Annotated in this window: 14 protein-coding genes and 1 pseudogene; 6 read left to right on the top strand and 9 right to left on the bottom strand. The window is 67.9% G+C overall.

Annotated elements, in window-relative coordinates:
• Positions 1 to 504, bottom strand: a pseudogene (locus BDO18943_RS21120) (helix-turn-helix domain-containing protein); the annotation flags it as partial.
• A 114-nt stretch (positions 505 to 618) separates the two neighbouring features.
• Between BDO18943_RS21120 and BDO18943_RS21115 the strand changes: the two are divergent.
• From BDO18943_RS21115 to guaA, 5 genes are all read left to right on the top strand, one after another.
• On the top strand, positions 619 to 1,383 hold the full coding sequence (locus BDO18943_RS21115; protein WP_175023886.1) for a DUF899 domain-containing protein: 765 nt from the start codon (positions 619 to 621) through the stop codon (positions 1,381 to 1,383).
• Between the two features lie 28 nt (positions 1,384 to 1,411).
• Positions 1,412 to 2,218: a DUF2182 domain-containing protein gene (locus BDO18943_RS21110; protein WP_175023889.1), complete on the top strand. Its 807-nt coding sequence runs from the start codon at positions 1,412 to 1,414 to the stop codon at positions 2,216 to 2,218.
• A gap of 288 nt (positions 2,219 to 2,506) precedes the next feature.
• Positions 2,507 to 3,967: an IMP dehydrogenase gene (guaB, locus tag BDO18943_RS21105; RefSeq protein ID WP_175023885.1), complete on the top strand. Its 1,461-nt coding sequence runs from the start codon at positions 2,507 to 2,509 to the stop codon at positions 3,965 to 3,967.
• Between the two features lie 6 nt (positions 3,968 to 3,973).
• On the top strand, positions 3,974 to 4,579 hold the full coding sequence (locus tag BDO18943_RS21100; protein WP_175023884.1) for a hypothetical protein: 606 nt from the start codon (positions 3,974 to 3,976) through the stop codon (positions 4,577 to 4,579).
• A 116-nt stretch (positions 4,580 to 4,695) separates the two neighbouring features.
• A complete protein-coding gene (gene guaA, locus BDO18943_RS21095; protein WP_011352431.1) occupies positions 4,696 to 6,315 on the top strand; it encodes a glutamine-hydrolyzing GMP synthase in 1,620 nt (539 codons plus the stop codon).
• Between the two features lie 252 nt (positions 6,316 to 6,567).
• On the opposite strand, the gene BDO18943_RS21090 is transcribed toward guaA, so the two are convergent.
• Complete coding sequence (locus tag BDO18943_RS21090; RefSeq protein ID WP_175023883.1) at positions 6,568 to 7,185, bottom strand: 3'-5' exonuclease; 618 nt, start codon at positions 7,183 to 7,185, stop codon at positions 6,568 to 6,570.
• Between the two features lie 200 nt (positions 7,186 to 7,385).
• Complete coding sequence (locus BDO18943_RS21085) at positions 7,386 to 8,051, bottom strand: DJ-1/PfpI family protein (RefSeq protein WP_175023882.1); 666 nt, start codon at positions 8,049 to 8,051, stop codon at positions 7,386 to 7,388.
• A 96-nt stretch (positions 8,052 to 8,147) separates the two neighbouring features.
• Between BDO18943_RS21085 and BDO18943_RS21080 the strand changes: the two genes are divergently transcribed.
• Positions 8,148 to 8,702, top strand: coding sequence for a TetR/AcrR family transcriptional regulator (locus BDO18943_RS21080; RefSeq protein ID WP_175023881.1), 555 nt, complete (start codon positions 8,148 to 8,150; stop codon positions 8,700 to 8,702).
• 142 nt (positions 8,703 to 8,844) lie between these two features.
• Here the strand turns inward: BDO18943_RS21080 and BDO18943_RS21075 are convergent, their stop codons facing one another.
• The 6 genes from BDO18943_RS21075 to BDO18943_RS21050 all read right to left on the bottom strand — a co-directional run bounded on the left by BDO18943_RS21075 (position 8,845) and on the right by BDO18943_RS21050 (position 12,477).
• Positions 8,845 to 9,294 carry an acetyltransferase gene (locus tag BDO18943_RS21075; protein WP_175023880.1) on the bottom strand — a complete coding sequence of 150 codons (450 nt, stop codon included), beginning with the start codon at positions 9,292 to 9,294 and terminating at the stop codon, positions 8,845 to 8,847.
• Positions 9,295 to 9,388: 94 nt separating this feature from the next.
• Positions 9,389 to 9,862 carry an NUDIX hydrolase gene (locus BDO18943_RS21070; RefSeq protein WP_175023879.1) on the bottom strand — a complete coding sequence of 158 codons (474 nt, stop codon included), beginning with the start codon at positions 9,860 to 9,862 and terminating at the stop codon, positions 9,389 to 9,391.
• Between the two features lie 51 nt (positions 9,863 to 9,913).
• Positions 9,914 to 10,798, bottom strand: coding sequence for an NAD(P)-dependent oxidoreductase (locus tag BDO18943_RS21065; protein WP_175023878.1), 885 nt, complete (start codon positions 10,796 to 10,798; stop codon positions 9,914 to 9,916).
• A gap of 101 nt (positions 10,799 to 10,899) precedes the next feature.
• Complete coding sequence (locus BDO18943_RS21060; RefSeq protein WP_175023877.1) at positions 10,900 to 11,196, bottom strand: gamma-butyrobetaine hydroxylase-like domain-containing protein; 297 nt, start codon at positions 11,194 to 11,196, stop codon at positions 10,900 to 10,902.
• Positions 11,193 to 12,188, bottom strand: a complete 996-nt coding sequence (locus BDO18943_RS21055) for a HEAT repeat domain-containing protein (RefSeq protein ID WP_175023876.1) — start codon at positions 12,186 to 12,188, stop codon at positions 11,193 to 11,195. Before BDO18943_RS21055 ends, BDO18943_RS21060 begins: the two co-directional genes overlap by 4 nt.
• A gap of 43 nt (positions 12,189 to 12,231) precedes the next feature.
• Positions 12,232 to 12,477, bottom strand: coding sequence for a 4Fe-4S dicluster domain-containing protein (locus BDO18943_RS21050; protein WP_043190913.1), 246 nt, complete (start codon positions 12,475 to 12,477; stop codon positions 12,232 to 12,234).
• Positions 12,478 to 12,486: the final 9 nt, after the last annotated feature.

Genomic DNA, 12,486 nt, shown 5'->3' with positions numbered 1-12,486 from the left:
CGCCGCGCGGGCCGCGTGCGTGCGGATGCGGCGCATCGCGATGCCAGCCGCGATCAGCTCATGGGCGGCGCGCGATGCTGCCGGGAGCGGCGCGGGATCAAGATTCGCAAGCATCCGTTCGGCATCGTCGAGCTGACCGATCAACAGCAGCCGGCGCACGCCGAGATAGCGCGCATGCGCGGCGTTCGCGCGGTCGCCGTGCGCGTCGAGCGTCGCGCAGGCGGCATCGAGCGCGCGCGTCGGCCAGCGCAGGTCGCGCGACGCGAGCGCGATCTCCGCTTCCGCGACGACACAGCGCGCACGCGCCACGGCCTCCCTTGCGCCGAACGCGCGTGCGGCGCTGCGCACGAGTGCACGTGCGCGTTCGAAATCGCCGAGCTGCGCCATCGCGATCCCGCGCAGCGCGAGCGCCGGTGCGTCGTCGCGCAGCGCGACGCGGTTCAGCGCGCCGAACGCGTCACCGGCCGCGAGCGCGCGCGCAGCCGCCGTGATCAGCGAATCCATCCGAATCCCGACACACTTGTCACTCCCTCCGGCTCGATGCCCGCCACTAATCTAGCACCATGCACACGGCGCCGGACGCCGTGCCCGGAAACCCATCGGAAGGAGGCACCTGCAATGACGACCCATCTCACCGGAACGCGCGAAGAATGGCTGGCCGAGCGCCGCGCGCTGCTTGACGCGGAAAAGGCGCTGACTCGGCAAAGCGACGAACTCGCACGGCGGCGCCAGGCACTGCCGTGGGTGCGCGTCGACAAGACGTACCGGTTCGACACCGAAGACGGGCAGGCAACGCTCGACGACCTGTTTCGCGGCCGGTCGCAACTGCTCGTCTATCACTTCATGTTCGGCCCCGACTACAAGGCCGGTTGCCCGTCGTGTTCGTCGATTGCCGACGGTTTCGACGGCTTTGCCGTGCACCTGGCGAACCACGACGTGACGCTCGCGGCCGTGTCGCGCGCGCCGCTCGCGAAGCTGCTCGCTTACCGGCAGCGGATGGGGTGGAGCTTCCCGTGGGCGTCGTCGGTCGGCAGCGATTTCAACTTCGACTTCAATGTGTCGTTCACCGAAACGCAGCAGCGCGCGGGCGACGTCGAGTACAACTACGCGCGGGCCGGCCACGCAATGGACATGGATCCGCCGCCGGCACCCGTCGTGGCGTTCGCGGCGACCTGCGGCACCGATGCGGTCACGTATTCGCTCGACCGGCCGGGGATGAGCGCGTTCGTGCGCGAGGACGGCGCGGTTTATCACACGTATTCGACCTATGCGCGCGGGCTCGACGGGCTGTGGGGGATGTACCAGTGGCTCGATCGCGCGCCGCGCGGGCGCAACGAGACCGGCCCGTGGTGGCGTCGTCATGACGAGTACGCACGCGGCTGAGCGCGCCGGCGACGGGTGGGGGCGGGCGATGACACGGCGGGCGGCCGGCGATGCGGGCCCCGATCAGCGGGCCTTCGGGGCGGCGTTGGTGGCCGTGTTCGCCGTCGCCGCGATCGCGACCGTCGCGCAGCACGCGTCGATGGCCGCGATGGGTGGCGTACCGGTGTCCGGTGGCTGGATGACCTCGGCGGCATGGCAGCGGCCGTGCGGATGGGGCGCCGGACGCACGTTCGCGGCGTTCGCCGGCATGTGGGGCACGATGACGGTGACGATGATGCTGCCCGTGCTGGCGCCGGTGCTCTGGCGATACCGGCAGAGCGTGGGTCCGTTGGCCGCGGCGCGTTCGACCTGGCTGGTCGTTGTAGCCGGCGCGGGATATTTCGCGGTATGGATGGCGCTTGGGGCGCTTGTGTTTCCTGCTGGCGCCGCGCTGACCGCCGCCGCTGTCCGGCTGCCGGCGCTCGCCCGTGCGATGCCGTTCGCGGCCGGTGCGATCGTGTCCGGTGCGGGGATGTGGCAGCTTTCGGGTTGGAAGGCGCACCGGCTGGCCTGCTGCCGTCACGCGGCGGCGGATGCAGGCCTGCCACGGGAGCACACGGGCGCCGCCTGGTGGCACGGCGTGCGAGCCGCAATGCGTTGCGGCGCCTGTTGCGGGAACCTGATGGCGGTCGCGCTGGCAGCCGGCGCGATGGATTTGCGCGTGATGGCCGTCGTAACGGTCGCGATGGCCGCCGAGCGCCTGGTGCCGGCTGGCGAGCGCGTCGCGCAGATCGTCGGCTGGGGCGCGATCGGGGCAGGCATCGCGATGATCGTGCGCGCGGCCGGGCTCCTGTGAGGCCGCGGCGCGAGCCACTTTGGCCGTCGCCGCGCGGCGCTCGACCGCGGCCGCTACCGCCGTGCAGCGCGGCCGCGACGGGCGCACATGCGGTGTCGCGGCCCGTTGCGCGAATGGCGCGATGCGACGGTGAAACGAAAGGCGATCGAAAACGAACCGAACGGCGAACCGAACGGCGAACCGAACGATTCGGCCCCCGAACGGAGGAAAGCGGCTAAGCCGTTGTTCGTGTTGTGAAAATTCGCAGCGCTTCGCGTATAATTCGCTTTTGCGCCCATAGGATTTGCCATGCGTCTGATCCAAAAAGCACTCACTTTCGATGACGTGCTCCTCGTTCCCGCCTTCTCCGACGTTCTCCCGCGCGACACCAGCCTCAAGACCAAGCTGACCCGCAACATCTCCCTGAACATGCCGCTCGTGTCCGCCGCCATGGACACGGTCACCGAAGGTCGCCTCGCGATCGCGATGGCACAGCAGGGTGGCGTCGGTATCGTCCACAAGAACCTGACGCCGGCCGAACAGGCCCGCGAGGTCGCGAAGGTCAAGCGTTTCGAATCGGGCGTCGTCCGAGATCCGATCACGGTGCCGCCGCAAATGAAGGTGCGCGACGTGATCGCGCTGTCGCGCCAGCATGGCATCTCGGGCTTCCCGGTCGTCGAAGGCCCGCTGCTCGTCGGCATCGTCACGAACCGCGACCTGCGTTTCGAAACCCGCCTCGATGAGCCTGTCAAGTCGATCATGACGCCGCGCGAGCGCCTCGTCACGGTCAAGGAAGGCACGCCGCTCGCCGAAGCGAAGGCGCTGATGCACAGCCACCGCCTCGAGCGCGTGCTGGTCGTCAACGACGCGTTCGAACTGCGCGGCCTGATGACCGTCAAGGACATCACGAAGCAGACCGAGCACCCGGATGCGTGCAAGGACGAACACGGCAAGCTGCGCGCAGGCGCGGCGGTCGGCGTCGGTCCCGACAATGAAGAGCGCGTCGAGCTGCTGGTGCAGGCCGGCGTCGACGTGATCGTCGTCGATACCGCGCACGGCCACAGCAAGGGCGTGCTCGAGCGCGTTCGCTGGGTCAAGCAGAACTACCCGCACGTCGAAGTGATCGGCGGCAACATCGCGACGGCCGCCGCCGCGAAGGCGCTGGTCGAGTACGGCGCGGATGCAGTCAAGGTCGGGATCGGCCCGGGCTCGATCTGCACGACGCGGATCGTCGCCGGTGTCGGCGTGCCGCAGATCAGCGCGATCGCGAACGTTGCTGACGCGCTGCGGGGCACGGGCGTGCCGTGCATCGCCGACGGCGGCGTGCGCTTCTCGGGCGACGTGTCGAAGGCCCTCGCGGCCGGCGCGAACGCAGTGATGATGGGCAGCATGCTGGCGGGCACCGAAGAATCGCCGGGCGACGTGTTCCTGTACCAGGGCCGCCAGTACAAGTCGTACCGCGGCATGGGTTCCGTCGGCGCGATGAAGGACGGCGCGGCAGACCGCTACTTCCAGGACAACTCGGCGAACATCGACAAGCTCGTGCCGGAAGGCATCGAAGGCCGTGTCGCGTACAAGGGTTCGGTCAACGCGATCCTGTTCCAGCTGGTCGGCGGCGTGCGCGCGAGCATGGGCTACTGCGGCTGCAAGACGATCGACGAGCTGCACGACAAGGCTGAATTCGTCCAGATCACCGCGGCGGGCATGCGCGAGTCGCACGTGCACGACGTGCAGATCACGAAGGAAGCGCCGAACTACCACGTGGACTGATCGCCGATGAAACCGCTGCTGCGAGCCGTGTTGATCGTCGATGCCGTGCTGCTGCTGGCGTTCGGCGTGCTGTTCGTGCTGACGCCCTGGCAGTCGCTGTTCAACGCGCTGCAGCTGGCGAGCGTCCAGCCGGCGATGCTGGGCCAGGCGTTCGGCATCGCGTTGCTCGGGCTCGCGTGGCTCGCGTTTCATGCAGCGTTCAACGGGGATCTCACGGCGCCCGTCGCGCGGTCGGTCGGCCACGTGTACTGGCTGACCGGCGTGCTGACGATCGTCTGGTCGATCGGCACCGGCAGCGGTCCCGCGCTGGCTGCCGCCGGCCGGGTGCTGTCGGCCGTGGCCGGTGTCGTGCTGATCGTGCTCGGCCTCGGCGGCGTGCGGCTCGCATCGGCCGTGCGCCGGCGCGAGAAAGCGCAGGCGCTCGACGCGCGTGCGCCGGCGCAGCGTCCGGCCGAGCCGGCGATGACGCCCGCGTCGTCGTCCGCACCGCAGCGTGTCGAACCCGTCGTCAGCCGTCCTGCGGCATCCGCCGCATCGTCACCGGCTTCATCCGGTTCCAGTCAATCGTCAGGCGGCGTCGCACTCGACGAACGCCCGCCGATGCAGGATTGACCGGCCATGCGTCGCGCGTGCTGCCTTCCGCCCGACGCCGCTGTCCATGCTATTGACGCAGCGCATGATGTAAATGATGCGCTGCTTTTCTTATTCTCTTCATCCCGTCCGCAGCCATGCACGACAAAATCCTGATTCTCGACTTCGGTTCGCAAGTCACCCAACTGATTGCGCGACGCGTGCGCGAAGCGCACGTCTACTGCGAAATCCATCCGAACGATGTGTCCGACGACTTCGTCCGCGAGTTCGCGCCGAAGGCGGTGATCCTGTCGGGCAGCCACGCGAGCACGTACGAAGACCATCAGCTGCGCGCGCCGCAGGCCGTATGGGATCTCGGCGTGCCGGTGCTCGGCATCTGCTACGGCATGCAGACGATGGCCGTGCAGCTCGGCGGCAAGGTCGAGTGGAGCGACCACCGCGAATTCGGTTACGCGGAAATGCGCGCGCACGGCCATACGCGCCTGCTCGACGGCATCGAGGATTTCAAGACCGACGAAGGCCACGGCATGCTGAAGGTCTGGATGAGCCACGGCGACAAGGTCGCCGAGCTGCCGCCGGGCTTCGCGCTGATGGCATCGACGCCGAGCTGCCCGATCGCCGGCATGGCCGACGAGGCACGCGGCTACTACGCGGTGCAGTTCCACCCGGAAGTCACGCACACGCTGAAGGGCCGCCAGATCATCGAACGCTTCGTGCTGCAGATCGCCGGCGCGAAGCCCGACTGGATCATGAAAAACCACATCGAGGAAGCCGTCGCGAAGATCCGCGAGCAGGTCGGTGACGAGGAAGTGATTCTCGGCCTGTCGGGTGGTGTCGATTCGAGCGTCGCGGCCGCGCTGATCCATCGCGCGATCGGCGATCAGCTCACCTGCGTGTTCGTCGACCACGGCCTGCTGCGCCTGAACGAAGGCAAGATGGTGCTCGACATGTTCGAGGGCCGCCTGCACGCGAAGGTTGTGCACGTCGACGCATCCGAGCAGTTCCTCGGCCACCTGGCCGGCGTGACCGATCCGGAAGCGAAGCGCAAGATCATCGGCCGCGAGTTCGTCGAGGTGTTCCAGGCCGAGGCGCAGAAGCTGTCGAAGGCGAAGTGGCTCGCGCAGGGCACGATCTATCCGGACGTGGTCGAATCGGGCGGTACGAAGACCAAGAAGGCGACGACGATCAAGAGCCACCACAACGTCGGCGGCCTGCCGGAAACGCTCGGCCTGAAGCTGCTCGAGCCGCTGCGCGACCTGTTCAAGGACGAAGTGCGCGAGCTGGGCGTCGCGCTCGGCCTGCCGCCGGAGATGGTGTACCGCCATCCGTTCCCGGGCCCGGGCCTCGGCGTGCGGATCCTCGGCGAAGTGAAGCGCGAGTTTGCAGACCTGCTGCGCCGCGCGGACGCGATCTTCATCGAGGAACTGCGCAACACGACCGCGACCGCGCACGATGCGGCTGCCGGCCTGTGCGGCGAAGCCGATGTCGGCAAGAGCTGGTACGACCTGACGAGCCAGGCGTTCGCGGTGTTCCTGCCGGTCAAGTCGGTGGGCGTGATGGGCGATGGCCGCACGTACGACTACGTGACGTCGCTGCGCGCGGTGCAGACGACCGACTTCATGACCGCACACTGGGCGCATCTGCCGTACGCGCTGCTCGGCCGCGCGTCGAACCGGATCATCAACGAGGTGCGCGGGATCAACCGTGTGGTGTACGACATCTCGGGCAAGCCGCCGGCGACGATCGAGTGGGAATAAGCGTTCGTGCTGAATCAGCGTTCGATTCCGCTCTCGTCGTTGCGCATCGATTGATGGCGCGATAGGGCGTGAGCGGATGGCGGGTTCAGCTTGTTCGCTGTCCCGGCACGGACCGGGACAAGAAACGGCTTGGCGATTGCCAAGCCGTTTTTCGTTAACGCGTCGCCTGAGTCACGAAACGGCGTGCGTCATTCGTGACGCGGCAATCCGTTGTGCGCCCGATGGCGATCGCTCGCGTCCGCCGATCGAATCTCACGCGTGCGAGCCCACGAGCGAACGCAGGTACGTCGGCACTTTCGCCTTGGCCGTTGCCTGGACACGCGCCATGAGCGCGTGATCGATGCGGTTCAGCCCGTAAGTCCGCGCAATGTCGTGCTGCAACCGGCACCACAGGTGACCGGCCATCTCGGCATCGACCATCGCCCGGTGGGCACGGCCCGATTTGGGCAACCGCAGCATATCCACCAGGCTCGACAGGCGGTGACTCTGGGCATCCGGGTAGATACGTCTCGCCACGAGCATCGTGCACGCAAAGGCATGCTCGGCCGACATGCCGAGCAGCCCGAGTTCCGCCTGCCAGAACCGTTTGTCGAAGCCGGCATTGTGCGCGACGACCGCATGCTTGCCGACGAACGCTGCGGCTTCCTTCATGACTTTCGATGCCGGGGGCGCCGATGCAATCATCTCGTTCGTGATGCCGGTCAGTGCGACGACATCGGACGGTATGCGTCTGCCTGCATTCATCAGGCTCTGGAAACGGTCGACGACTTGTCCGTCCCGGAGCAGGATGACGGCGATTTCGGTCGCACGGTCGCCCATATTCGGCGAAAGTCCGGTTGTTTCGAAGTCCAGTACTGCGACGGTTTGCATGGTCGAATCCTGTTGCTTCACGCGGTGTCGTTAGAGTGGCCGAGAGGTTAGCATCTCCAGACCCGCGACAGGCTCGTTCAGCGCGGGAAACGACCATCCTTGCGGCGAGCGCCGACCCGATCCGCCATTGGCACTGCAGGACGCACGACGATGCAACAGGGTGCCGGCCGCCGACTATCGGCAGCCCATTGGTCCGCGCGTCATGCCGCCAGACTGTTTTCGCCTTCAACCATCCGGATCGGGCCCGTGGTCTGTCCCGCACCCTGCCTGATGCTGAACTCGATCAGATCTTCGTAAATCTCCCGTTGCCCGGCGGGCAGCACAGGCAGCAGTGTCTCGCGGCGCTTGTCCGCATCGAACATCGATTCGACCAGCCATCCCGTCAGATAGACCGACGCCAGGCATCCGCCCGCGGTTGCGACATTGCCGTGGCACACCAGCGGCTGGTTCAGCACGTCCAGCCCGAGTGCCTGCAAACCCTTCCGCGCGTCAGGATGCGTCGTGGCGCGGCGCTCCGGCAGCAGCCCGAGCCCCTCGAGAATGAAGGCCCCGCCGCAGATCGATCCGACGAGCTGGCGCTCGGGATCGAGATCGAACGACGGCAGGAAGTCGGGATGGGCCAGTGCGGCCGGTACGCCTTCCTTGCCGCTCGAAAAGAGGACCGCGTCGGCGTGATTGGCATCGGCAAGCGGGCCGTGCGTCGGGATGGCCAGACGATGTGCGGAATGCAGCACTGGCTGCGCACCCAGGATCCGGACGCGCCAGTCGCGGTTGTTGCGGCCGAGAATGTCCCACATCAGGAACAGGTCGACGTCGGTGAACTGGTCAAATGCGACGAGAGCGATGTCTTTCAAGGCGGACTCCATGCGTAATGGCGCGCTGCCGGAAGCGGCGGCGGCCGTGATAGAGTTCGCAGCCTATCTGTCCATGCCGCACCATACACAGCCTGTATGGCGATGACGATGAGCACACTGACGCGAAACGACTGGATTGCAGCGGGCTTTGACGCCCTCGACGGGGAAGGGTATGCGGGCATGTCCGCCGAAAGCCTCGCGCGACGGCTGAACGTGACCCGCGGATCGTTCTATCACCACTTCCGCAATCGCGAGGATTTCGTCCGGACGCTGCTGACCGCGTGGGAGAGCGACTACACCGCACGCATGCTCGCGTATGCGGCAGACGGCCGCAGCGCGGGCGACACGCTGGCGCGCTACCTGCACATCGCCGCGGAGAAGCGGCCCGGCCGTGAAATTGCGATTCGCGCGTGGGCGCTGCACGATCCGCTGGTGGCGGAATTCCAGCAGCGCGTCGATGCGACGCGCCTGGCATTCGCGGTCGAGACGTCCCGCCGCTGGGCCCGCCTGCCGGGTGAAGCCGAGATCGTGGGGCAGCTCGCGCATCTCTGCCTGATCGGCGGCCAGCAGGCCGGGCTGCGGCGCGATGCCGAGCGGTTCAACGGCTTCATGCAGCGCGCGTTTGCGGCCGTGGGGAGCAGGCTTGCCCGGGGACGCGCGTAACGGTGCGATACGCGCGATACCGGTGAGGCAGGGATGTCGCGGGTATCGCGGCATCGAACGCGCTCGGATGCGCGGCTGGGTCGTCGACAAAAGCGCACGACGCGAAGCCGCAAGCAGAGGGCATGCGCTTGCGTGATACCGCTCAGGCGTGATCGCTCCCGCGATAACGCAGGTGAATCAACGGATAAGCCCGACCCTGCCCATCGAGCGGCGATCGTCCGCAGCGCTCGAATCCCAGCCGTTCATAGAATCCCGCCGCCTGGTCGTTCTGTTCGTTGACGTCGGTCGACAGGTCGGGATGACGCTTGAGTGCATCTTCCACGAGCAGGCGCCCGATCCCCGCGCCATGATGAGCAGGATCGATGAACAGCGCTTCCATGTGACTGCCGTCGAGAAGCATGAAGCCGATCGCACGGTCGGTATCGTCGACGGCGAGATCGAGCGGTGCACCGGGCAGGAACGCGACGACTTCGGATTCGATCGCGCGACGGTCGTTGTCGCTCAGGAAGTGATGCGTGGCATCGACCGCGCTGCGCCAGATATCGAGCACGCGTGCGCCGTCGGCCGGGGTGGATTGGCGGATTCCGATCATGATTTGATTTGTTGTTTTAGTCGCGACAGGTGGCTGGCGCCGTCAGGGTCCCGATCGGGCTGCCTGCACGGCGATGCGGAAAGTAAGCATTATGTCAGGTTGGAGCGCGACGCGTTTCGGCCAGGGTGGCTGCCCGTTCCACCGCCCGCCGCGCGACGTCCCGCACGCCCGCACTCATCGGCAGATCGTCACGATCGAGTTCGGCGAGATCGAACCAGCGCGCTTCGAGTGCATCGTCACCCGCAACGGGCATGCCGCGCAGCCACTTGCACAGCACGGCGACCAACACGTAATGCTGGCGCAGGCCGCCATTGGCATCGTGATCGAACGCATCCAGCGCGGTGAACACGTCCAGCGCTTCGACGTCGATCGCGGTTTCTTCGGCGATCTCGCGCACGGTGGCGCGCGTGACGGTTTCGCCCGCTTCGATCTTGCCGCCGGGAAACCCCCAGCAGCCGGCATCGGGTGGATTGGCGCGGCGAACCATCAGCACGTCGCGTTCGCGGAGGACGACGCCGATCACGGCGGGAACGGGGCGCACGGTCGGCGCGGGCGACGAATCGGACATGATGGTTCTATGCGTCGAAGCGTGGGCAGGTAAGCGACGTCAGGCGACGATTCATCGCCCGTCCTCGGTACGCTGCTCGATCGCGCGGATCACGGCGACCATGTCGGCGGACCCATGCCCGGCCTGTTCGGTCTCGCCGTAAAGCGCGTGGCAGATATCGAGCAGCGGCGACGCGATGCCGATGCTGCGCGCCGACTCGGCGACGAGGCGCGCATTCTTCAGCACGTCCGTGATCGCGGCCTGCACGGAGAAATCCGCCGCGACGAGCTTGCCGATCTTCACGCGCGACACGTCGCTTGCCATCGGGCCGGCATTCAGCACGTCGGCGAAGCGGGCGAGATCGATGCCGTGACGCTGCGCGAAATGCGTGGCTTCGGTCAGTCCGGTGACCATCGTGATCAGGAACAGGTTGACGGCGAGCTTCATGGTCAGCGCCGACGGCACGTTGCCGCAGATGAAGCTGTCGCGGCATAGCGGCTTCACGAGCGGGCGAACCGCGTCGACGTCGTCCTGCGCACCGGCCAGCATCACGACGAGCTGGCCTGCTTCGGCCGGCTTGCGCGACCCCGACACGGGTGCCTCGACGTAGCGGCCCGACGCGGCCGCGATCTCGTCGGCCAGCGCGCGCGAGTATTCCGGCGACGTGGTGCCCATGTTCACGATCACGTGGTCGCCGACGCGACGACTGAAGTCGGGCGTGCCGCGCCCGAGGACGGTGTCGATCGCGGTATCGTTCGCGAGCATCAGGATGACGGTACGGCAGGCTGCGAACACGTCGTCGGCGTGCTCGGCGATGCGTGCGCCGGCGTCGCGCAGCGCGTCGTCGCTGCCGTGGGAGCGGCTCCATGCGACGAGCGGCGTGCCGGCCCGCGCGAGATTGAGTGCCATCGGCGTGCCCATCACGCCGAGGCCGATGAATCCGACTGCCGTTTGCATGTCCTGACTCCCGCTGTGAGTGGAGACGATCGTGGCCGTCAGTATCGCAGCGTTTTCGCTCGCGTGTCGGCGATGCCGCGCGCGTCGCGCAGGAAGCGGTTCTAGCGATGCGACGGCGCTGCGTTCATGCCGGCCAGATACGGCCACGGATAGATGCCGCGTGCATGGCCGTCGCCAAACGCGAGACGGATACCGTAGCCGGCCGGCTCCACATCGTCCAGCGTGAGGCCGGGCTGCACGTCGACACGGCCGCCGTCGTACCGGATCCGACGGCATTCCGCGCACGGGCAGCCGCGGCGCAACTGCGCATAGCCGATATGCTGCGTGTCGCCGTCCGGCCAGCGCAGCGTCAGCGCGCGCGCCGGATGATCGAGCACGATTTCGGTCGGTACGATCATCGCGAAGCCTCGTCGATCTGCCGGATCGCGATCCGCACGGCCTTGCGAACCTCGGGGTCGCGATCCTCCAGTGCGGTGTGCAGCGCGGGCAGGGTCGTGCGCTCGCGCAGTTCGCCGAGCGCGAGCGCGGCCTCCTTGCGCAGGTTGCCGATCGCATGCGCGAGCAAGGCGGCGATCGCAGGGGCGGCGGTGCTGTCGCGCAACTGGCCAAGCGCACGGACGGCGCGCAGGCGTACCTGCCAGTAGTCGTCGTCGAGCGCGGCGACGAGCGGTGCGCTCGCAGCGGAGATCCGCAGCTTGCCGAGTGTCGCGGCCGCTTCCTCGCGCACTTGCCACGCGGGGTCGCGCAGTGCGGCGAGCAGCGCTGTCGCGACGGGCGCGTCGTCGGGCGCGGCGAAGCCGAGCGCGCCGACCGCCGCACGTCGTACGTCCGCATCGGTGTCGGCCGTCGCGACGCGCGCGAGCGGCGGCAACGCATGCGCATCCTTGAGCCAGCCGAGCACCGCGACGGCCTCGGCGCGCACGGCGGCCGCATCGGCATCCAACGCGTGCAGCGCGGGCGCCAACGCATCGGGGTCGCGCAGTTCGCGCAGGCCGCGCAGCACGGCGGCGCGCACGAACGGCTCCGGCCGGTCGGCCCAGCGACGCAGCGCCGCGCCCGATGCGGCGTCCTTCAGTTCGGACAGGCTTTGTGCGGCGGTGGCGCGTACACCGTCGTCCGGATCGAGCAGCGCGCCGCACAGTGCGTCGACGACGTCGGGCTGCTCCCACGCGCCGAGCGCGCGGGCGGCTTCGCCGCGGACGTCGGCCGACGCATCGTCGCGCAGTGACGCGACGAACGCGGGCACGCAGTCGGGATCCTCGAGGTCGGCGAGTTCGAGCAGTGCGATGCGGCGCTCGGACGCGTCGGGCGCGGCGAGGCGGGCGACGAGCGCGGCCAGGTCGGGGTCGCGCGCGCCGGGCAGCGGGGAAGCGAAGGCAGAGGCGGTCATGGGTAAACGGTCGGGGGAGGGTGAGAGCCTGCCGCTCACACGATCAGCGCAGCAGGTACGGGATGTCGACCTTGACCGCGCCGGTCGGGCAGTCGCGCTCGCACGGCATGCAGTACCAGCACTCGTCGAACTGCATGTAGGCCTTGCCTTTCGTCACGTCGATCGCGAGCAGGTCGAGCGGGCACACGTCGACGCAGACGGTGCAGCCCTTGTCGGCGATGCACAGATCCTCGTCGATCGTGACGGGCGCGCTGCTGCGCAGGAAGATGTCGTGCGGCGTATGGGGCACGGTTGGGCT

Origin of the sequence: Burkholderia aenigmatica (assembly GCF_902499175.1) — a bacterium.
GTDB lineage: Bacteria > Pseudomonadota > Gammaproteobacteria > Burkholderiales > Burkholderiaceae > Burkholderia > Burkholderia aenigmatica.
Note: the sequence above shows the minus strand (reverse complement) of the source record. Positions and strands in the feature narration are given on the sequence as shown.